The sequence below is a fragment of the Actinoplanes sp. DH11 genome (genome assembly GCF_020873875.1).
Lineage (GTDB): Bacteria > Actinomycetota > Actinomycetes > Mycobacteriales > Micromonosporaceae > Actinoplanes.
Genome location: NZ_JAHWGU010000002.1, coordinates 258,171 through 279,475, shown reverse-complemented (window position 1 = coordinate 279,475; position 21,305 = coordinate 258,171). Strand labels below are relative to the sequence as shown.

The window sequence follows — 21,305 nt, the reverse complement described above, 5'->3', positions numbered from 1 at the left end:
GCCGGTTGCGGGCTCGTGTCCCGGGCCGCGCATCCCGTCCGCGGCCCGGCGTGACGGGCCCGGCGGGCCGGGCTCCCGGCCGGCCCGCCAGTGCGGTCAGACGGCCGCCGGGTGGCGGGAGCACGATCAGACTGCCGCCGGCTGGCGGACCGGGAAGTCGCGCCGCCCGCGCAGCGGACCGGCCGCCAATCCGGCCGCCGCCAGAAACTGCACCGCCACACCGGCGCCCAAGGCGGCCCGCGCGTCCCCGAGGGCGGACACCGCGGCGGCCATCAGCGCTCCGAGCGGCATCGCACCGTAGGTCAGCGTCATCATCCCGGCGCTGACCCGGCCGAGCATCTCCGGTGGGCAATAGGTCAGCCGGAAGCCGGCGACTGTCACATTCCCGGCGACCAACGTGAAGCCACCGGCCAGCGCGCCCACGGCGAACAGTGGCGTGCTCGCCGCCGACCCGGCGAGCGGCATCAACGCCATCAACGGCACGCCGGCCAGCTGCACCAGTACCAACGCCCGTGCCGTACCCAGCCGGCGACCGAGACGCGGGCTCAGCAACGCCCCCAGGATACCGCCGACGCCGGCCACGCTCAGCAACAGGCCGGTGGCTGCGGTGGAGAGCTGGACCTGCAGAAGCAGATACGCCACCTGCACCGCCTGCACCATGGCCCGGCCCAGTGCCGATCCGGCGCCGAAGACGGTCACCGCGCGCAGCAGCGGGTCGGCGATCAGCAGCCGCAGTCCGGCTGCCGGCCCGCCCGGCCGCTCCTTGGCGCCGGTCGCGGGCCGGGCCGTGCCGTATGCAGGCCGCATCAGGGAAACCGCCGTCACGGCGATCATGGCCGCCGCCGCACAGATCAGTAGTCCGCCGGCCGCGCCGGCAACCTGCGTCACGACGCCGGCCACCGCCGCACCGATGACGCGGGCAGTCCACTCGCTGCCCTGCAAGCGAGCCGTTGCCATCGGCAGCCGCTCGAAGGGGACCACCGCGGGCAGCACCGTCCGGTACGCGGCCGCGGCCACCACGGCGAGACCGCCGGCGACGAACGCCGTGCCGACGAGCAACGGCAGGGTCAGCGAGCCGAGCCAGGCGGCGAACGCGACCGCGGACAGCAGAAGCGCCAGCGCCCCGTCTGCCACACGCATCAGCGTGCGGGGCGCCAGACGGTCGGCGGCCGCGCCGGCGGGAAGTCCGAACAGCAGCGCGGGAAGCCAGACCGCCGCGGCGAGAACGCTCACCTGGCCGGCATCCGCGCCCAGCACGGTGACGGCCGCCATCGGCAGGGCCACCACGGCGACGCTCATGCCCAAGGTGTCCACGGTGGTGGCTACCCGGAGCAGAGAAAAGGCGAGTCGTTGCCCTACCGGCTGAGTGTCACCGCGCATCGAATCAGGGTCCGGCGAACAGGTGTGCCGCGCTGGGCGGGGAGTCGGCCATGGCGCGAACAGGCGGTGCCGGCCCAACGAACGCCGTGCCGATCGCCGCTACCCACCACCCACCCAAGCGAGCGATCCCCCGTCGGAGGGGCGCGCTCAGCCGCTCAGCCGCTCGTGCCGGGCCCGTCGCCACAGTTCGGCCCGGACGGCCGGCCACCGCTCCGGCAACGCCTGCTGGGCGTACCAGAACGCGTCCGTCGGGTAGGAGCCGGCGCCGGTCGCCGCCGCCGCGAACGCCTCGGCCGCGCGCATGCGGTAGTAGTGCCGCCAGCGCTCGGGGGACATGCCCGGGCTGGCGTCGACGTCCCGGTTCAGCCGCGCGCGCAGCGAACTCAGCTGCGCCGGCAGGTCCGTACCGGTCGGCCAGGCCTGCGGCAACGCGGCCAGCACGGCACCGACCGCGGGCTCGCCACGCAGATCCTGGTCGTCGGCGAGCGCATCGAGCAGCCACCACAACGCCTCGCGCCGGGTGGCGTCGCCGGCGCCCAGCAGCATGGCCGTCAGGTCCGGGTCCGCCGAACCGAACAGCCCCGGCGGCCGCGGATCGTCCGGGATCGGCGTCCGGATCACCACCGTGGCGTGCGGCTGGTCCAGCCAGGCCGGATCCAGCCGGATGCCGGTACGCCGCTCGACGAACGCCAGCTGGGCCCGGTGCTCGAGGTCGTCGCGCAACGCGGCGCGATCCTGGTCGAGGGCCGTGGGCTGCTCCCCGGCGGGCTGGTCGTCGCCGAGATCTTCCAGCCGGGTCAGCACCAGGCCGAACGCGGCGTAACACAGGGAACCGCGCCCGTTGGCGTCGCTCCACCACGAGCTGTGCACCGAAGCCCCGTCGGACAACCACCGCAGAGCCTCATCGCGTACGCCTTCGTCGCCCGCGGTCTGCCACAGCACCACGGCTGACCCCGCCTGCCGCAGGTGCAGCGTCCCGGCAGCCTCGTCGAAGTCCCAGCCGGCACGCTGCTCGATGCCCGCCGGATCCCCGCCGAGCCGCCGGACGACCTCCGCCACGGTGACCGGTCCGGTCAGCGGCTGGACGACCGTCCAGCACCACGGCACGTCGGCCAGATCCGGCCGGTCCTCGAGCATCCGCTCATACCACGCCACGTCCCCGTCGGCCGTCGACATCCGATCAGTCGTCAAGCCCGAAGGCGGCGGACAGACCCGTCACCTTGATCGCCTTGGCCACCGGTGGCGACGGGTTGATCAGCGTGAGCGTGACGCCTGCCGCCGCGGCGGTGTTGCGGGCGCTGATCAGGGCACCGAGGGCGTACGAGTCGATCAGGTCCACCCGCGAGACATCCACCTGGAGGAACTGGCAGGGGGAGGCCTGTGCGGCAGCCGCGAGGTTGTCCCGCACCTCGTCGGCGTCCGCGAGGTCCAGGTCACCGGCGAGCGCGGCACGAAGCGTGATGCCGTCACTGCTGGTCTCATACATGATCAACGCGCTGCCCGACATGCCACGACCGTATCCGCCCCGCGCCACGCCCGCCCGGCGAGGGGTCCCGCGGCCTCCCACCGACCGGCACGTCACGCAGGGTGACCCGGCGCAGCGGGTCGCTCGATTTAAGGTTGTTTAAGGATCGCCTCCCGATCCGCTGATGACCTTGCTCGCGTACAAGCGGGCATGAGACGCACGTACAGGCGGCCGGGCAGCGGCTTCAGTGGACGCAACCGCAAAATCGTGATCGGGCTGGTAGCGGCGGCCGTGGTCGGTGGCGGCGTCGCGGTCGGCACCGGCATGAGCAACGCCTCCACGTTCTGCGACGGGCTGGACGAGCAGATCCGGGCAACGCAGGAGTACATGGCCGAGCAGCGCGCCAAGCCCAACGCACAGACCGAGTCGATCCTGGCGAACCGGCAGGCCGTGCTCGACCTGATCAACGTGCAGAAGGCGCAGGGCGGCTGCGGCGGCGCCCCGATCGCCAAGCCGCCGGCTGAGCAGCCCGCCAAGCCGCCGGCCGCTGACGGGGAGGCGGAAGCGCCGCCTGCCGAGGAAGGCCCCGCGGAGGAGGCGCCCGGCGAAGAGGCCCCGGCTGAGGGAGCGGGCGGCGACGGCGAGGTTGTCTGTGCCGGTTCGACGGTCACCCTTTCCGGTGAGGGCGGCGCACCGGCGGCGTCCAGCGGAACGCTTCCGATCGGTACCCGGCTGAAGGTCACGAACCTCGACAACAGCAAGAGCATCACGGTGACCGTGGCGACCACGTCGGGCAGCTGCATCCTGCTCAACAACGCGGCCTTCGAAGAGGTCCGCGAGCCCGGCAAGTTCCTGATCAGGCGCGCCGTGATCGAACGGGTCGGCTGACCGCTTCCGAGCGCTCGCGAGCTGCGGTCCCAGAGCCTATGGGCCCACCGCCCTCTGGGTTGACCGGTCAACGCTGCGCGGGTTGACCGGTCAACCTCGCGGAGGTTTACCGGTCAATGGCGCGGCGGTTTATCGGTAAACCGGATGCGGTGAAGGGCTTTGCTCAAATCGAGGACCACCCGGCCGGATGAACCGGGTGGACAAGTCGGACGGGTGCTGAGCGTGATCGCTACGGTGCCGGGGGTGACTACCGAACGAGATCGATACAACGCTCACTGTGACCGAACCGCTGGTGGCCTGGGGCGGCGAGGGGCTGTCGCCGCGGCGCTGATCGGGTTGCTCGCGCCCGCCGCCGCGGGCACCGCTGCGCGCGCCGATTCGCAGTACGGAACAGTCGGGAACCGTGCGGCCGCCGAGCAGGGCGCGACCGGCACCCGCTCGGAAGCGCCCGCTCGCTCGGCGGCTGCCACTGGCTTGAGGGCTGCCACTGGCCTGGGGGCGACCGCTCGTTCCGAGGCCGGTGCGGGTTCGGGGGCCGGTGCGGGTTCCGGGGCCGCCGGGCTGGGGCGGGCAGGCGATGGTGCTGCCGGGGCCCGTACCCGTGAGGTTGTGCCTGGCATGGCCGGGATCATTGCCCTGCGGCCGGATGGGAAAGTCTTCGCCACCGTGAGTCACGGGAAGGTGAAGCAGTGGAGTACGGCCACCGGGCGTCGCGTCGGGGCTGCTCTTGTCACCGGTGCGGGGTCGATCCACTCTGTCGCGCACAGCCCGGACGGCAAGCTGCTGGCTGTGGCCGGTCACCGTGAGGTGGCGATCTGGGACCTTGCCACGAGGAAGCGGGTGCCGCTGGTGGGGCATGCCGGGGCGGTGCGTTCGGTGGCTTTCAGCCCTACCGGGAAGCTGGTCGCGACCGCGGGTGACGACGGCACGGTGCGGTTGTGGGATCCGGCCGGTGGGGAGGCCGTCCGGGTTCTGAGCGGGCATGCCGGCGGGGTGCGGTCGGTCGTGTTCAGCCCGAACGGCAAGATTCTCGCGAGCGCGAGTGCCAGCACGAGCGCGACCGCGGACAAGGGCGCGACCGTGGACAAGGGCGCGGCCGTGGACAAGGGCGCGGCCGGCGGCGCCGTTCAGGATGGCCTGGTGCGGCTGTGGCGCATCAGCACCGGGCGGCCGATCGGTGCGGGGGTGACGGTGAGCCCGGGGCCGGTCCACGCGCTGAGCTTCAACCCGGCGGGGAATCTGCTGGCTACGTCCGGCGGGGGCAACAGCGTACGGCTGTGGGAGGCGGCTACCGGCGAACCCGACGGTGAGCCGCTGGTCAGCAGGTCCGGGCCGGTGTACGCGCTCACGTTCGGTGCTCGCGGCAAGCTTCTCGCCACGTCGTCCGGTGGGGACAACACTGTGCAGTTGTGGAACACGGCGACCCGGCGGCCGGCTGCGGCGCCGCTCACCGGGCATGGGGGACCGGTGCGGGCGATGCGGTTCAGTGCGGACGGGAAGCTGCTGGCGACCGGCAGTGACGACGGCTCGGCGCGGCTCTGGGACGCGGCCACCGGGCGTGCCGAGGGTGCGCCGCTGGCCGGGCACGACGGTCCGGTGTGGGCGTTGCGGATCAGTCCGGACAGCAAACGGCTGATCACCGCGGGCGCAGACGCGAAGGTGCGGCTGTGGCGCCTGGCCGGTAAGAACGAAGACTGAGCCGGCAAGAACGAAGACTGAGCCGGCGACAGCAAAGGCTGAGTCGGCAAGCGAAGACTGAGCCGGGGCAACGCAGGCTGGGTCGGGAGAAGCAAGGACTGAGCGGGGTCAGAGGCCGGCCGCGTCGTCGTAACGACGACGCAGGTCGGCCATCTCCGTTTCGGAGAGGGCTTCCCGGGCGGCCAGGTCCGCGTATTTCGGCGGGAACATCTGGCGCAGCCGGTCGGCGAACTTCACGTCGGCGGTGGCCTCGACGACCTGGATGCCGATCGGGTCGGTGGACATGTCGAGGATGACCGGGCCGGCGAGTTTGACCGCCACGTCCCAGGGGCGCTGCGGCTCGGCGACGCCGCAGAGGTGGAAGCCGTAGACGGTACGCACACCGGCGAGCGTGGTGGCCTCGGCGGGCTCGTGGCCGTACACCCGGACGCCGCAGACGACCGCCGGCGCGGCCTGCGCGGCGGGAGAAGCGGCCGGAGAAGCGGCCGGAGAAGCGGCGGCAGCGGAGGGGGCTGCCGGGGCGGCGGCGGAGGGGGCGCCGTGCCCGGCGTGCTGGTGCTGTCCCGGATCGGCCAGCTCGAGGGTCGTACGCATCCGGGTCATGATCTGTTCTTGCAGGTCAGCGGGGGAGGCCCGCGGCGGTTCCGGGTCCGCCAGGGCGACCGCGCCGGCGGTGACGGCCAGCAGGGTCGCGGCCGCCCATCCGTGGCGGGGGCGGTACCACGAAGGAAGCTTTCGCATGGTTTGATCGCACCTCGTCGAGGGTGGGTGGCCCGGGGCGCCGGTCGGCGTCCCGGGCCGGTCGGTAACCGGTCAGACGAAGTTCACGTCGCTGCACCACATGTAGGCCTGGTCCTGGTGCGAGGCCTGCCAGATGACGAAGAGAATGTGGTGCCCGGTGTATCCGGAGGTGGAGATGTCGAACGAGATGTTCTGCGCCGGCGCGTACCGGCCGGTCTGCGTGAGGAAGTCGAGGTTGCCCCAGCCGAGGCGCTGCGTGGCCGGGTCGAATCCCTGCTTGCTGACGTAGACGCGGAAGTAGTCGGCGCCGTGACTTGCCTGGTCGTACAGCTGGACCGTGAAGTTGCGGCTCAGGTTCGTCCGCTTCCAGGCCCCGGGCTGGTTGAGGCTGTCGTTACGGGTGAGCCCGTTGCTGCACAGCTGGCCGTCCGGGGTGCGGGCCTGGTACTGCCGGCCGAGGCCGTCGCGCAGCGCGCTCATCCAGTTCCACATGGTGTCCGGGTTGGCCTGGAACGCCTGCCAGCACATCGGGTCCTGCTGCTGCATGGCCGGGTTCATGTGCTGGCTGCCCCAGGTCTGCCAGCACTGGTAGGCGCGGGAGGCCGGGTTGACGATGGTGCCGTGTGCCTGGGCCGCTCCGCTGAAAGGCAGCAGGGCGAGCATCGTGGCGAGCACCACGAACACGACCCGGGCGGGCCGGCGGGATCGATCGGACGCGTGTGGGGGCACGGTGTGTCCTCCGTTCTTCGGCGCTTGGGGATGTTCCGGGGATTTGGGAGCGCTCCCGGAGACAGCATCACACCGATCCGCCCTGATATCAACTGATGTCGATTAATGTGGCGCCGGTTGCCGGGCCGGTCGCACCAGCAGCGACAGCGGCACCGCCAGCAGCGCCACCCCGGCCGCCGCCACGAACGCGGCCCCCGGCTCGCCGGACATGTCGATCAACTGGCCGGCCGCGGCCGAACCCAGTGCGTAACCGGCCCACGTGGACGCGCCCATCCAGGCGTACGCCTCGATCCGGAACCGATCCGGAGCCGCCTCCCCGAGCACCACCTGCATCAGCGTGTCCTGCGGACCGGTCACCGCCCCCGCCAGGAGCAGCAGGACGGCGAGCGCCACAAGCGTCGGCGCCCAGCCGGCCGCGACGAGCACCAGCGCCACCGCCACGTGGGTCAGCGCCAGCTGCGGGCCCGGCGTGCCGCGGCGGCGCCGGCTGCCGTAGACCAGGGCGCTGCCCACCGAACCCACGCAGATCGCCGCCACCAGCAGACCCGCCGCGTCCCGGTGGCCGGCCCCGGTGGCGGCGGCCGGACCGCCGACCATCACCGCACCGAACGTGAAGGCGCTCAGCGTGATGACGGCGAGGATCAACCGGACCTGACCGGTCGCCAGCGGACCCAGGTAGTCGCGGTGCGGTCCGGTCCGGGCCGGTGGGCGCCGCCGCAGGCTCGGCGTGGCGACGAGCAGCAGGACGCCGGTCGTCAGGATCGCCGCGACCACGCCCAGCACCACGATCGGGCGGGTGACCAGCAGCAGCGCGGACACCAGGGCGGGGCCGCCGACGTACATCGCCTCGTTCAGTGCGCTGTCCAGCGCGAACGCGGTCGGCAGCCGCTCCGGGCCGACCAGCGACGGCCAGGTGGCCCGGGCCACCGGCCCGCACGGCGGCGCGGTCACGCCCAGGGCTGCCGCGCAGGCGATAAGCACCCCGGCTGGCCGGTCGGTGAGCAGTGCGGCGGCCAGCACGGCGTACCCGGTCAGGTTCGCCGCCAGCAGACCGAGCAGCATCCGGTGGGCGGGGAAGCGGTCGATCAGCCGGGCGCTCACCGGCACGCACACGGCGACGGCCACCGCGTACCCGGTCAGGGCGAGACCGGCGGACGCGTACGACCCACCGGCCTCGACCACGGCGAGCAGCAGCGTGAGCGTCAGCATCGGCGGGGCCAGCCGGGTCGTGACGACGGCGAGGATCAGCCGGGGCACCTCGGGGACGGCGAACAGGTCGCGGTAGGCGCGCATGCGATCAGGCGACCGGCGCCGCGGCGAGGTGCCCGGCAGAGCGATAGTTCATTGTCGATATGGTCGAGGGGTGGACACCCCTCGTCAAGGTGTCAGCGCATGCCCAGGGCGGCGTAGATGATGCCCTCGGCGGTGGTCATCTGACCCGTGCCCTTGGCGTCCGTGGAGGTCACCGAGTAGACGAGGCGGAAGCTGCCGTCACGGCTGCCGCCGATGGCGCTGGAGTAGCCGTACCGGGCACCGGACTTGCCCCAGAACACCTCGCCGGTGGGCAGCGTGGTCGCCTCCAGGCCGGCGCTGTGGGTGGCCTCGCCCTCGCGCACGGCGGGCAGGGTGAACATCTCGTCCAGCTGCGCCGCCGGCAGCAGCCGGCCGGCGAACAGGGCGGCGGTGAACGCGTCCAGGTCGGCCAGCGTGGAGATCAGGTCGCCGGCGGCCGGGGTGAACGTCTGGCTCCACCTCGTCACGTCCGTCAGCGTCGTCACCCCGTCGCGGGTCACCGCCTGGTAGCCCCGCGCGTGCGGCCCGCGGATGGCCGGGTCGGTGCCGGGGGCGTACGTGTCGCGCAGCCGCAGCGGCCCGGTGATCCGCTGGCGCAGCTGCTGGGCGTACGAGTGCCCGGTGACCTTCTCGATCAGCATTCCGGCGACGATGTACCCCATGTTCGCGTAGTGCTGCTTCGTGCCCGGCTCGAACAGGTGCGGGTTGCGCACCGCCAGCCGGACGATCCGCTCCGGCGTCCAGACGTCGTACCGGTGGGCCAGCGCCCAGGCGAGGTCGTCCGGCAGGGTGGGGCCGGGCAGGCCGTTGGTGTGGTTCAGCAGCTGCCGGACGGTCACGTCGGGGTAGTCCGCGGGGAGCAGGCCGGGCAGGTGCCGCTGGACCGTGTCGTCCAGGCTCAGCCGGCGCTCCGCCGCGAGCTGCAGGACGATCGTGGCGGTGAAGACCTTCGTGACGCTGCCGATCCGGAACCGTGCGTTCGCCGGCACCGGCGCCCCGGTGCGCAGGTTGCCGACACCCGTCGCGCCCGTCCAGCAGCCCGCCGCCGTGGTGACCCGCACCTGCGCGCTCGTCGCCGCGGCGCTGGGCAGCCCGGACATCGCCGCGTGCATCCCGCTCGCGTCGAGCCCGTCGCCGGAACAGGCCGTGAGGTGCCGTCCCGAGCCGGCGGCGGACGCCGATGAGTCGGCGGCCGGAACCGGTGAGCCGGCCGCCGGGGTCACCGACGCGGTCCCGGCGATGCCCGCGGCGAGGGCCGAGGCGAGCGAGACGGCGGCCAGACGCGTTCTATCGATCTTCATGACGGTCAGCCTGCCCAGGCGCCGTGACCCGGGCATCCGGGTCACGGCCCCCGGAAAACCCTGAGCCGTCCACTTAGGGGAGTGCGGTCACGGTGCGGGCAGGTCCGGCCGGGTCTGAATCAGGCCGGCGCCCACGTCGGGCGGCGAGTCCGCGTCCGGGCGGACGAGTTCCGCGCGCACCTCGTGCATCCGCAGGGCCCCGCTGCGGATCTCCTCGGCGAAATGGCAGGCCACCCGCTGCCCCGAGTCGTCGAAGACGCGCAGCTCCGGCCGTTCCCTGGCGCAGCGGTCCTGCGACCAGGGGCACCGCGTGCGGAACCGGCAGCCGCTCGGCGGTGCGGCCGGGGACGGCAGGTCACCGGCGAGCAGGATCCGCTCGCGGCGATCCTCCACGTACGGGTCGGGGATGGGCACGGCGGAGAGCAGCGCCCTGGTGTACGGGTGCAGCGGGCGCTCGTACAACTGGTCGCCGTCGGCCTCCTCGACCAGCGAACCCAGGTACATCACGCCGATGGTGTCGGAGATGTGCCGGACCACCGCGAGGTCGTGCGCGATCACCAGGTAGGTCAGCCCCAGAGAGTCCTGCAGGTCGCCGAGCAGGTTCACCACCTGCGCCTGGATCGACACGTCGAGCGCGGACACCGGCTCGTCGGCCACGATCAGCTCGGGCCCGAGGACCAGGGCCCGGGCGATGCCGATGCGCTGCCGCTGCCCACCGGAGAACTCGTGCGGGTACTTGTTCAGCACCGACGCCGGCAGGCCCACCGAGTCGAGGGTGGAGCGCAGCCGGTCGCGTACCGCCGCCTTGTCCCGGTGCAGGCCGTGCGCCTTGAGCCCCTCGACCAGCAGGGACTCCACCGACTGCCGGGGGTCGAGGCTGGCCAATGGGTCCTGGAACACCATCTGGATGCGCCGGCGGAAGCGCCGCATCTGCTCACCCTTGAGCGAGCGGACGTCGGTGCCGTCGAACGTGATCCGGCCGCTCGTCGGTTCGACCAGCCGCAGCAGGCCGCGGCCGAGCGTCGACTTGCCGCACCCGGACTCGCCGACCAGGCCGTAGGTCTCGCCGCGCCGGATCCGCAGGGACACCCCGTCGACGGCGTAGACGTGTCCGACCGTACGGTCGAAGAGAAGTCCGCTTTTGATCGGGAAGTGGACCTTCAGATCCTCGATCTCCACCAGCGCCTCGCTCACGCCGCCACCTCCTGCGGTACGGGGTTCGTGCACCGCAGCGCACCACCGCGGCGGACGGGTTCGAGCGGCACCGTCTCCCCGATGCAGGCGTCGATCACCCGGTCGCAGCGCGGCGCGAAGGCACACCCCTCCGACCAGGGGATGTTGTCGCTCACCGAGCCCCGGATCTGGTGCAGCCGGCCGCCGCGGTCGGCATCGAGGCGGGGGACCGACTGCAACAGACCATGGGTGTACGGGTGCCGCGGCTCCGCGAACAGGTCATGGCGCGCCGCTCGCTCGACGACTTTGCCGGCGTACAGCACGTTGACCGTGTCGCAGAGCCCGGCCACCACCCCGAGGTCATGAGTGATCATCACCAGGGCCGTGCCGGACCGGTCGACAAGGTCCTTGAGCAGGGTGAGGATCTGCGCCTGAATCGTCACGTCCAGCGCCGTCGTCGGCTCGTCGGCGATCAGCAGGCGCGGCCGGCAGGCCAGGGCGATGGCGATGAGTGCCCGCTGCCGCATGCCGCCGGACAGCTGATGCGGGAACTCCTTGAGCCGTCGCGTCGGGTCCGGGATGCCGACCGCGTCGAGCAACCCGCCGGCCTCGCGCAGCGCCGCCTGCCGGGTCCGGCCGCGGTGGCGTTCCAGCACCTCGGCGACCTGCAGACCGAGCGGGATCACCGGGTTCAGCGACGACAACGGGTCCTGGAAGATCATGCCGATGTCCCGGCCGCGGCGGTCCCGCAGGTCCTGCGGGCGCAGCGTGAGCAGGTCGGCCTCCTCGAAACGCACCTCGCCGGTGACGGTGTTGCCGCGCCGCGGCAGCAACCCCATGATCGCCAGGCTGGTCACCGACTTGCCGCAGCCCGACTCGCCGACCAGCCCGACCGTCTGGCCGGGTTCCACGGTGAAGCTGACGCCGTCCACCGCCCTGACCGGCACGGCTCCCTTGCGGTGGAAGACCACCGCCAGATCACGGACATCCAGGAGAGGCATGCGTATCACCGCCGGTTCTTCGGGTCGAGCGCCTCGCGCATGCTTTCGCCGAGCAGGGTGAAGCCGAGGGCCACCACGATGATCGCCAGCGCCGGGTAGTAGGCCAGTTCCGGGCGGACCTCGAGGTAGCGGACGCCGTCCACGCCGAGCATCAGGCCCCACTCGGCCCGGTTGATGTCCGGGTCGCCGAGGCCCAGGAACGACAGCGCGGCCGCGTCCAGGATCGCCACCGCGAACGTCAGGGTGGCCTGCACGATGACGGCGGTGAGCGAGTTCGGCAGCATGTGCCGCCGCACGATGTCGCCCTGTTTGACGCCGAGCGCGCGGGCCGCCAGCACATGATCGCTCTCCCGCTGCGCCAGCATCGACCCGCGCAGCAGCCGGGCGAAGATCGGCACGTTCACGACCGCGACCGCGACGATCACCGTCCACTGGGTGGACTCGCTGGCCAGGGCGACGAGCGTGATCGCCAGCAGCAGGCTGGGCAGGGCCAGCATCACGTCGGTAATCCGCATGATCAGCACGTCCACCCAGCCGCCGACGGCGCCGGCGATCGCGCCGAGCAGCACACCGAACAGCAGCCCGATGAGGGTGGCCAGGACGCCGACGAAGAGGGTCTGCCGGGCGCCGTAGATCATCCGGGACGCGAAGTCGCGGCCCAGCGGGTCACTGCCGAGCGGGTGCCCGGCGGTCGGCCCGGGCATCGAGTCGACGGTCAGGTCCTTGGTCAGCTCCGGGAACCGCTGCACCGGGTCGTGCGGCGCCACCAGCGGCGCGAAGATCGCGACGACCAGGAACAGCAGGATGATCGTCGCGCCCACGATCGCGGCGGGGTTGCGCAGCAGCCGGCGGCCGGCGTCGCGGATCAGGCTGACCCCGCCCGCCTCGGCGGTGCGTGCGGCCAGCTCGTCGATGCGGCGGCGCTTGTGGTCGCCGAGCGTGGCGATGCCACCGGATCCGCTCACTGCACACGCACCCTCGGGTCGATGACCGCGTACGAGAGGTCGACCAGCAGGTTGACCACGATGAAGACGACCGCGGCGAGCAGGATCAGCGCCTGGAGCACCGGGTAGTCGCGGCCCCCGCTTATCGAGTCGGTGATCAGGGTGCCGAGGCCACCCCAGTTGTAGACCTTCTCGGTCAGCACCGCCCCGGCCAGCAGCGCGCCGGTCTGCAGGCCGACGGTGGTGACCACCGGCAGCATCGCGTTGCGCAGCACGTGCCGCTTGCGGATGGTGGCGTCCCGCAGGCCCTTGGCGTCGGCGGTACGGACGTAGTCCTCGTCGAGCACGTCCAGCACGCTGGCCCGGGTGATCCGCACGATGATCGCCAGCGGGATCGTGGCGAGCGTGACGGCGGGCAGCACCAGGTGCCAGAGCGCGTCGGCGGAGGCGTCGAACTCGCGGGTCAGCAACCCGTCGAGCACGAAGAAGCCGGTCACGTCGGTGTTGTCCGTGCCGGTGCTGATCCGCCCGGACGGCGGGAAGAAGTGGATGTCCTGGGTCAGCCAGTCCTTGAGCAGATACCCCAGGAAGAAGATCGGGATCGAGATGCCGATCAGCGTGACGATGATCGTCGCGTTGTCGAGCAGCCGGCCGCGGTGCCGGGCCGCGAGGTACCCCAGCGGGATGCCGAGGCCGACGGCGATGATGATCGCCGCGACGGCCAGTTCGACGGTGGCCGGGAAGGCCCGGCTGATCACGTCGGTCACCGGCTCGCCGGTCCGGATCGAGTTGCCGAAGTTGCCGGTCACCACGTTCTTCAGGAACCGGCCGTACTGGACCCAGATCGGCTGGTCGTAGCCGAGGGCCTGGATCAGCAGTTCACGGGTCTGCGGTGTCGCGCGTTCGCCGAGCAACGCGTCGACGGGTCCGCCGGGCAGGCTGCGCAGCCAGAAGAAGACCAGGGTCATCAGGGCGATCAGGGTGACGCCCAGCTGGACCAGGCGCCGCGAGACGACTCTCACCATGCGGTTTTTCCTTTGGTGGATCCGCGCCGGACAGCCCGGCCGGGGAGGTCGTCCCCGGCCGGGCTGCGGCGGTTGCCTACTTGGTGAGCGAGACGGTGTCGAATTCCTCGGCGGTGAGCGGGCTCGGCACCAGACCCTGGACGTTCTTCGTGGTGACGATGGCCGGCGGGGCGTGCCAGATCGGCACGGCCGGCAGCCACTTGGCGGCGAGGTCGCGGTTGACCTGCTCGAACGCCGTACGCTTGGCCTCCGGCTCGACCGTCGCGTCGGCCTTGCCGATGGCGTCGAACATCTCGGTCATCGCGTCGGCGCCGAACTCGACCTTGGGCCGGCCGAAGAACGTGCCGACGAAGTTGCCCGGGTCGTTGTAGTCGCCGGTCCACCCCAGGATGTGCAGGTCCTGCTTGCCGAACTGCTGCACGTCGTCCTTGAAGCCGCCGTTCCACGGCCGGGGCACCCCGGTGACCTTGATGCCGGCGGCCTGGAGGTCGTTCGCCAGCACGGTGAAGATCTCCTGCGGGTTCGGCATGTACGGCCGGGACACCTCGGTCGGGTAGTAGAAGTTGAGCGTCAGCCCGGTCGCGCCGGCCTCGGACAGCAGCTGCTTGGCCTTGTCCACGCTGTACTCGTACTTCTGCACGTCCGGCGCATAACCGAGCACCGTCTCCGGCAGGAACTGGTCGGCCACCACGGAGCCGCCCGGGCCCTTGGTCTGCACCAGCTGGGGACGGTTCAGCGCGTACGCGATCGCCTGCCGCACCCGCAGGTCCTTCAGCTTCGGGTTGTTCTTCTGGTTGATGCCCAGGTAGAGGATGTTGAAGGCGGGCCGTTCGAGGACCGCGTAGCCCTCGTCGGCGAGGGCCTTGCGGTCCGCCGGCGCGGGGAAGTCGATCGCCTGCACCGTGCCGGCGCGCAGCTCCTGCTTCCGGGTGTTCTCGTCCTTGATGACCTTGATGATCACCTTGTCGACCTTGGCCTTCTCGTCCCAGTAGTCGGGGTTCTTGGCCAGCGTGATCTCGCCGGTCGCCTTGTTCCAGCCGCCGAACGTGAACGGGCCGGTGCCGGTCGGGTGCTCGTTGGCGAACGCGCTGTACGAGAAGGAGTCGCCGTTCTGCGTCACCGTGTCGGCGTCGTACTGCTTCATCGCGGCCGGGCTCGCGATGGAGAACGCGGTGAGCGCGAACGCGCCCGGGAAGGCGCCCTTGTACTTCTTCAGCGTCAGGACCGCGGTGGAGGCGTCCTGGGCCTTGCAGTTGTCGTAGACGGCGTCCGGGCTGCCGGCGAACCCGCCGAAGACGTCGGCGTAGTAGATCATCTGGGACTGGGCGGCCTCGCCCTTCATGTTGTACCAGCGGTCGAAGTTCGCGCAGACGGCCGCGGCGTCCAGCGCGGTGCCGTCGTGGAACTTGACGCCCTGGCGCAACTTGAACGTCCACACCTTGCCGGTCGGATCGTTCGTCCAGCTCTCCGCCAGTCCACCTTCCAGCTCGGCGGTGCCGGGCTTGTGGGTGACGAGCGTGTCGTACATCTGCCGGATCGGCCGGAACGACTCCCCGTCGTCGTTGAAGATCGGGTCGAAGTTCTTCGGGTCACCGGCGCCCGCGAAGACGAAGGTGCCGCCGGCGGCGTTGCCCTCGTCGTCACCGGTGCCGCGGTCGCTCTCCGCGCAGCCGGCCGCGCCGATCGTCATCGCCGCGACGACCCCGGCGGCGATGACCGCCCGGAACCGGAACGCCGGCCTCCCTGGTGCACGCATCGTCTCCACCCCGTCCTTGTGGGTACGGACAAACGCGATGACGGGCTGGTCACCGCTGGCGTGACACTATCCATTTACGATGATCAACATCTGAGGTTGGTATCGTATTGTGTCCTTCCGACCGGCGAACCCGGGCCGGGCTCTCGCTCGCCGGCCGCCATAACGCCTCGCCCATCTGCGCTGCGATATGGCATACGGGTGCGCCGGAAATGCTATTCCGGATGGCGCTCAATCGACATCATAATATTGACCTGTATCGACCTGCTCCTTAGCGTTGCACGCACCCGGCGCCGGACACACCCCGTCCGCGCCGACTACCGCACGCGAAGGGCGTCGACCATGCTCCGAGGAGTTCGCCGCACGACACTGGCCGCCACCGCGCTACTGCTGCTGCTCGCCGTCGCGGGCCCACCGGCCACGGCGCACGACCCGGAGACCCCGGAGGGCAAGGCCGAACAGGCCGAGATGCTCCGCATCTACGAACCCACCTGGCGCAGCGGCGAACGCCTCGCCGGCGCGCCGGTGACCTGTGTCAACGGCATGGCCGACCGGTACCCGTGCAAGAACGTCGACCTGCTCAGCTTCCTGCCGCAGTCCGCGCTGGGCGGCGGCGGCTCGTCGAGCATGTGGTACTGGAGTGACTCGCGCGACAGCAACGAGTACATCCTCTACTGCCGTTCCAACGGCGTCTCCTTCGTCAACGTCACCGACCCCGGCAACCCGAGATACCTCGGGAACCTGCCGGCCGCGAATGGCGTCAGCTCATCCTGGTGCGACATCCGCACGTACCGGAATTACGCCTACATCGGCAAGGACTCGGTCGCGCACGGCATCCAGATCTTCGACCTCAACAAATTGCGTGGCGTCACCAATACGCAGACGTTCACCGCGAGCGCCCGTTTCACCGGCCTGACGAACAGCCACACCCTGTCGATCAACCAGAACACCGGCTTCCTGTACGTCTCCGGCGCCAACACCTGCAGCAAAGGCCTCACCATCTACGACATCAAGACGCCACTCTCGCTGCGGCAGGTGGCGTGCTACAGCCGGGAGGTCTACTCGCACGAGTCGGTGGTGGTGAACTACGCCGGACCGGACACCAGGTACACCGGCCGGGAGATCGCGTTCAACTACACCGGCCAGGGCAAGCGGTTCCAGATCCTCGACGTCACCGACAAGGCGAGCATCAAGCTGCTGTCCAGCGTCACCCACCCCGGCGCCGGCTTCGTCCACCAGGGCTTCGCCACCAGCGACTACAAGCACATGATCGTCAACGACGAGACGATCAGCACCCGCGGCGGCAGCCCCGACTTCGTCTACAACATCGAACGGCTCGACGCCGCCCGGTACGTGGGCAAGGACGTCGCGGCACGCGGCGAGTTCGTCAACCACAACGGCTACACCGTCGGCAACCGGCACTTCCAGGCGGCGTACCGCGGTGGCCTGCGGATCCTCGACACCACCACCGCCGCCTCGGCCAAACTGCCCGAGGTCGGTTACTTCGACGTCGACCCGGCCTCCAACGCCAGCGGCTACAGCGGCAGCTGGATGGTCCTGCCGTACCTGAAGAACGGGGTCGTCGCCGTGCAGAGCATCGGCGTCGGACTGTTCCTCGTCCGGCCCACCGGAACGGCGGCCGCGAACTGACCGCCCAGCCCACCACCGGCACCGGCCCGCGTCACCGCCGCCTGACGGCGGCGGTGACGCTCGCGGGGTTCCTCGGCGCCGCCTACCTGTTCGCCGACAGCCGCGGCCCGGCCGCCGCGCCGGCCCCGGTGCCGGCCGCCTCGCCGGTCACCTACCACAGCGACGGGCTCTCCGACGCCTACGACGGCTTCCGCGCCGAACCCCTCGCGCTGCCACGCCGCCGCGGCCCCGGCACCGTGTCGCTGCGCGTCACCGGCCCGGCCGGGCCGGTCACCGACTTCCAGCGCGTCCACGACAAACCCGTGCACATGTACGTGCTCCGCGACGACCTGTCCGGTTACCAGCACCTGCACCCCGAGGTCGTGGACGGCGCGTGGACGGCGCCGGTCACCGTCACCGACGGCGGCGCCTACCGCGTCTACCTCGAGTTCGTCCCGCACGGCCGGCCCGCCGGCGCCGAACCCACCGTGCTCGGCGTGCCGTTCGTCATCCCCGGCGACACCACCATGGTCCCGGTCCCGGCGCCGCAGGCCCAGGCGCGGTCCGGCCCGTACACCGTGCGCCGCCTCGACGGCACCACCGACCTGACCTCCGGCACCCATACGGCCCTGCAGTTCCAGGTGCTGCGCGACGGCCGGCCCGCGGCGCTCGAACCGTACCTCGGCGCGTACGCCCACCTCTCCAACTTCGAGGTGCGCACCCAGGGCCTCAAACACCTGCACCCGATCCCCACGAGCGCCACCGGGGACGCACCCGCCGACGGTGTCCTGGCCTTCCACGCCGCCTTCGCCGAACGCGGCGACAAGCGGATGTTCCTGCAGTTCCGCGCCGGCGGCACGGTGCATCAGGTGGCCTTCACCATCTTCACGACCTGAGCCCGCGCGGCCCCCGGGCCAGTCTCTAGGCTGGGGGCATGAAGGTCTTGTCCATCCAGTCCGCGGTCGCCCACGGTCATGTCGGCAACTCCGCCGCCGTGTTCCCCCTGCAGCGCATCGGTGTCGAGGTCGTCCCGACCCCCACGGTCAACTTCTCCAACCACACCGGTTACGGCGCCTGGCGTGGCCCGCTGCTGCCGCCCTCGGACGTGGCCGAGATCCTGCTCGGTGTGGAGGAGCGGGGCGTGTTCCCGCAGATCGACGCGGTCCTGTCCGGATACCAGGGCGGGGCGGGCATCGCGGACGTCATCATCGACGCCGTGCGCCGGGTGAAGGCGGCGAACCCCGCGGCGGTGTACGCGTGCGACCCGGTCATGGGCAACGCCAAGTCCGGGTGCTTCGTCGCGCCCGAGATCCCGCACCTGCTCCGGGACCGGGTGGTGCCGGTGGCCGACATCATCACCCCCAACCAGTTCGAGCTGGGCTTCCTGACCGGCACCGAACCGGCGAGCATCGCGTCCACCCTCGAGTCGGCCGACCTGGCTCGCGCCATGGGCCCGTCGACCGTGCTGGTCACCAGCGTGGAGCGCCCCGACCGGGAGGACGGGGTGATCGAGATGCTGGTCGTGGACGGCACCGGCGCCTGGCTGGTCACCACCCCGCACCTGCCGTTCAAGGCGAACGGCTCGGGGGACGTCACGGCGGCCCTGTTCACCGCGCACTACGTCGAGACCGGCAGCGCGGCGGTGGCCCTGGAACGCACGGCGTCCAGCATCTTCGACCTGATCGACATGACGTACCGCTCCGGCGAGCGCGAACTGCGGCTGGTCCAGGCCCAGGAGTTCTACGCGGCGCCGCGCATGCAGTTCAGCGCCAAACAGGTGCGCTGAGCCGCGCCTGCGCCGCGGCCGGGGGAGTCCCACGAGGAAGAGCGAAGAAATCGTCCGGCCCGGCGCGGGCCGTCAGCCGTTGCCGGTGAAGGCGCCCAGCCGCTCGATCGCCCAGGACAGGGTGATGTCGCGCAGGGCGTCGTCGTCGGCGGCGTACAGGTCGAGGTTCCTGGCCCGGGTGAAGCGGTGCGTGAGCGCCTCGCCGACCTCGACCGGCACGTCGGCGCGGCGCAGCGGCAGGTGCGGGAAGGCGGGCACGAAGCCGGGGTCGCGGCGCAGCGGCCGCGCGCCGGGCACCTCGCGGGCCGGTGGCAGGCCGAGGATCGCGGCGCGGTTGCGGGCGGTGCGGGCCAGCTCGGCGTCCGCCGGACGGCCCTGCTCGATCGTGACCGCCACCTGGCGCATCCCGAAGTTGCTGCAGTTGGTGACGTCGTCGCCGCACACGTTCGGGACGACCAGCAGGTCCAGCAGGGCGACGAACTCGATGTGATCGCCCGGCCGGGCCCGGTTGCGCCGGATCACGGCCTCGCCGCCGGGACCGGTGCCGGTGTGCATGAACAGGTTCAACGACTCGTGGATGTCCCAGGGGCTCAGCCCGTACTCCCGCTGGGCCTCGTTCTGGATCTCCTCGCAGTTGGTGCGGTTGTGCAGGCCGAAGAAGGCGCTGTAGATCAGGCGGCTGCAGAACGGGAACCGGGTGTCGGTCGTCGCGGTGCCGCCGGCGATCGCCATGATCGGCCGCTCCCAGGGCGCGTTCGACCAGAGCACGTCGCCGGGGCCGGGGCGCTGCCCCTGCATGCCCCGGGTGCGGCCGACGTGCAGCCGCTCGCGCCCGTCACGGCGGGAGAAGACGTTCAGGTCGACGCACTGGTGTCCCGCGATCTGACTGATCCTGATCACCTGGCCCGCGTCCACCTCGAACGCCTTCCCGGTGCCGGGTTCGAGAAGGTGCCGGCGCACGGGCGTACGCCGCGGAGGCTCCCGGCGCGCCGGCGGCGTCTCCCCGGACGGTACGTGTGCGGGCGCGTCCCGCAGCGCCGCCCGGACCAGGTCACCGATGTCGCCGAGATGCGCGTCCCGGTCGACGACCGTCTGCAGGAAGTCGCGCTGCTGATGGTTGAGCCGGAGAACGATCACGGCCGGCCGCTTTCCGCGCGCCGGGCCAGCACCGGCCGCAGACCGTGGTTGACCGTGGCGTTGAGCACGATCAGGAGCACCGCCCCGAACATCATCGGGGTGGTGACGAGCGCCCTGGCCCAGTCCGGCATGGTCGCGACCATCGCCTCCGGCAGCCACTGGCCGCCGAGCGCCAGGACGAAAGCGGTGCCCGCCACCGTGAGGTTGAGGTCGTCCCATCGGACCGCGCTCATCATCTGTACGCCGCTCATCGCGATGATGCCGAACAGCACCGTCGACGCGGCGGCCAGGACGGCGCCCGGCAGACCCGCGACGAACGCGCTCACCACCGGCAGGAACGCCAGGGCGATCGCGATGACACCCGCCGCCATCGTGACGAACCGGCTGCCCACGCGTGTCACGCGGACGATGCCGGCGTTCTCCGGGTACGACGCGGTGCCGATCCCGCCGAACAGGGCGCCGGCGACCGAACCCGCGTACTCGGTGAACAGGCCCCGGTTGATCCGGTCCCGGCTCAGTTCGGTGCCGCCCCAGCGGGACACCAGGGTGTACATGCCGACCGCCTCGGCGCTGGACTCCAGGAACGCCAGCAGCATCAGCAGGACCGCCGGCCACTGCACGGCTAACCCGAACGGCAGCCACGCCGGCGGCCCCAGGAACGACACCCCGGACAGGTCGGGGACGCTCCACAACCCGGTCGCCGCCGCCAGCACCGAACCGGCGAGCATGCCGATCAGGACGGCCGCGCGCCGGACCAGCGTGTCACCGCCGAACAGCAGGCAGGCGACCACGGTGAGCAGCGTGACCAGGCCGATCCAGAACAGGTCCCAGCCGTACCCCGGCAAGCCCTCGCTCCCGAACCACCCGGGCAGGCCGAGCGTCGCGAGCTGCGCGCCGATGATGACGCACAGGGTGCCGAAGACCAGCGGATCGGTGGCGAAGCGCAGCACGTGCATCAGCACCCCGAACCGCCGCACCGGGACGGTCAGCCCCATGAAGATCAGGCCCGCCACGATCATCGACCCGAACGCGGCGTCGAGGCCGTACGCCGCCCCGGCCGCGAGCAGGGCGGCGAAGAAGGCGGCGGTCGGGCCCTGCACGATCGGCAGCCGCACGATCCGGCTGGACTGCAGCACGGTGACGACGCCGGCCAGCAGGAACGAGGCCTGGATCATCCTGGTGACGTCGCCGGTGGCGAGGCCGAGCGTGATGCCGATGAGTACCGGGAAGACCCAGATCGCGGAGAGGGTCAGCAGGTGCTGAAGGGCGAAGAGAACAAGTTTGGGCGGTGCGACGCGGTCGTCGAACCCCACGTCCAAGACCCGCCGCTGATCCGCCTCAATATCCATGCCTGTGGATGTT

19 protein-coding genes are annotated in these 21,305 nt (G+C 71.4%); 5 read left to right on the top strand and 14 right to left on the bottom strand.

From position 1 onward, the window contains the following. Nucleotides 1-126 precede the first annotated feature (126 nt). The 3 genes from LPA41_RS04395 to LPA41_RS04385 all read right to left on the bottom strand — a co-directional run bounded on the left by LPA41_RS04395 (nt 127) and on the right by LPA41_RS04385 (nt 2,887). The gene (locus LPA41_RS04395; protein WP_229068477.1) at nt 127-1,380 is read right to left on the bottom strand and encodes an MFS transporter; all 1,254 of its coding nucleotides are present in this window, start codon (nt 1,378-1,380) and stop codon (nt 127-129) included. A gap of 147 nt (nt 1,381-1,527) precedes the next feature. Next, nucleotides 1,528-2,571 (bottom strand): hypothetical protein, encoded by a 1,044-nt coding sequence (locus LPA41_RS04390; protein WP_229068476.1) that lies wholly within the window; start codon nt 2,569-2,571, stop codon nt 1,528-1,530. Then, on the bottom strand, nt 2,561-2,887 hold the full coding sequence (locus LPA41_RS04385; protein WP_229068473.1) for an STAS domain-containing protein: 327 nt from the start codon (nt 2,885-2,887) through the stop codon (nt 2,561-2,563). Before LPA41_RS04385 ends, LPA41_RS04390 begins: the two co-directional genes overlap by 11 nt. Before the next feature lie 168 nt (nt 2,888-3,055). Here LPA41_RS04385 and LPA41_RS04380 point away from each other — a divergent pair, with 168 nt between their 5' ends. Further along, on the top strand, nt 3,056-3,733 hold the full coding sequence (locus LPA41_RS04380; RefSeq protein WP_229068472.1) for a hypothetical protein: 678 nt from the start codon (nt 3,056-3,058) through the stop codon (nt 3,731-3,733). 618 nt (nt 3,734-4,351) lie between these two features. Beyond that, nucleotides 4,352-5,431, top strand: a complete 1,080-nt coding sequence (locus LPA41_RS04375) for a WD40 repeat domain-containing protein (RefSeq protein ID WP_229068470.1) — start codon at nt 4,352-4,354, stop codon at nt 5,429-5,431. A gap of 108 nt (nt 5,432-5,539) precedes the next feature. Here the strand turns inward: LPA41_RS04375 and LPA41_RS04370 are convergent, their stop codons facing one another. From LPA41_RS04370 to LPA41_RS04330, 9 genes are all read right to left on the bottom strand, one after another. Then, on the bottom strand, nt 5,540-6,172 hold the full coding sequence (locus LPA41_RS04370) for a hypothetical protein (protein WP_229068469.1): 633 nt from the start codon (nt 6,170-6,172) through the stop codon (nt 5,540-5,542). A gap of 72 nt (nt 6,173-6,244) precedes the next feature. Further along, a complete protein-coding gene (locus LPA41_RS04365) occupies nt 6,245-6,901 on the bottom strand; it encodes a lytic polysaccharide monooxygenase (protein WP_229068468.1) in 657 nt (218 codons plus the stop codon). Nucleotides 6,902-7,003: 102 nt separating this feature from the next. After that, nucleotides 7,004-8,194 carry an MFS transporter gene (locus LPA41_RS04360; protein ID WP_229068467.1) on the bottom strand — a complete coding sequence of 397 codons (1,191 nt, stop codon included), beginning with the start codon at nt 8,192-8,194 and terminating at the stop codon, nt 7,004-7,006. A gap of 92 nt (nt 8,195-8,286) precedes the next feature. Next, nucleotides 8,287-9,495, bottom strand: a complete 1,209-nt coding sequence (locus LPA41_RS04355) for a serine hydrolase (RefSeq protein ID WP_229068466.1) — start codon at nt 9,493-9,495, stop codon at nt 8,287-8,289. A gap of 87 nt (nt 9,496-9,582) precedes the next feature. After that, the gene (locus LPA41_RS04350) at nt 9,583-10,689 is read right to left on the bottom strand and encodes an ABC transporter ATP-binding protein (RefSeq protein ID WP_229068465.1); all 1,107 of its coding nucleotides are present in this window, start codon (nt 10,687-10,689) and stop codon (nt 9,583-9,585) included. Beyond that, a complete protein-coding gene (locus LPA41_RS04345; protein WP_229068464.1) occupies nt 10,686-11,669 on the bottom strand; it encodes an ABC transporter ATP-binding protein in 984 nt (327 codons plus the stop codon). Before LPA41_RS04345 ends, LPA41_RS04350 begins: the two co-directional genes overlap by 4 nt. Before the next feature lie 5 nt (nt 11,670-11,674). Continuing rightward, nucleotides 11,675-12,616 (bottom strand): ABC transporter permease, encoded by a 942-nt coding sequence (locus LPA41_RS04340; RefSeq protein ID WP_308036514.1) that lies wholly within the window; start codon nt 12,614-12,616, stop codon nt 11,675-11,677. A 14-nt stretch (nt 12,617-12,630) separates the two neighbouring features. Next, nucleotides 12,631-13,638 carry an ABC transporter permease gene (locus tag LPA41_RS04335; RefSeq protein WP_229068462.1) on the bottom strand — a complete coding sequence of 336 codons (1,008 nt, stop codon included), beginning with the start codon at nt 13,636-13,638 and terminating at the stop codon, nt 12,631-12,633. A 76-nt stretch (nt 13,639-13,714) separates the two neighbouring features. Then, nucleotides 13,715-15,394, bottom strand: coding sequence for an ABC transporter substrate-binding protein (locus LPA41_RS04330; protein ID WP_229068461.1), 1,680 nt, complete (start codon nt 15,392-15,394; stop codon nt 13,715-13,717). Nucleotides 15,395-15,733: 339 nt separating this feature from the next. On the opposite strand from LPA41_RS04330, the gene LPA41_RS04325 reads away from it, so the two are divergent. From LPA41_RS04325 to pdxY, 3 genes are read left to right on the top strand one after another with little or no spacing between them, the layout of a single operon-like run. Then, a complete protein-coding gene (locus LPA41_RS04325) occupies nt 15,734-17,041 on the top strand; it encodes a choice-of-anchor B family protein (RefSeq protein WP_229068460.1) in 1,308 nt (435 codons plus the stop codon). 53 nt (nt 17,042-17,094) lie between these two features. Then, the gene (locus LPA41_RS04320) at nt 17,095-17,916 is read left to right on the top strand and encodes a hypothetical protein (RefSeq protein WP_229068459.1); all 822 of its coding nucleotides are present in this window, start codon (nt 17,095-17,097) and stop codon (nt 17,914-17,916) included. Between the two features lie 38 nt (nt 17,917-17,954). Beyond that, nucleotides 17,955-18,806: a pyridoxal kinase PdxY gene (gene pdxY, locus LPA41_RS04315; RefSeq protein WP_229068458.1), complete on the top strand. Its 852-nt coding sequence runs from the start codon at nt 17,955-17,957 to the stop codon at nt 18,804-18,806. A 72-nt stretch (nt 18,807-18,878) separates the two neighbouring features. Here the strand turns inward: pdxY and LPA41_RS04310 are convergent, their stop codons facing one another. Then, nucleotides 18,879-19,943 (bottom strand): urea carboxylase-associated family protein, encoded by a 1,065-nt coding sequence (locus LPA41_RS04310; RefSeq protein ID WP_229068457.1) that lies wholly within the window; start codon nt 19,941-19,943, stop codon nt 18,879-18,881. Then, nucleotides 19,940-21,292, bottom strand: a complete 1,353-nt coding sequence (locus LPA41_RS04305; RefSeq protein ID WP_229068456.1) for a uracil-xanthine permease family protein — start codon at nt 21,290-21,292, stop codon at nt 19,940-19,942. The genes LPA41_RS04310 and LPA41_RS04305 overlap by 4 nt, the downstream gene beginning before the upstream one ends. Nucleotides 21,293-21,305: the final 13 nt, after the last annotated feature.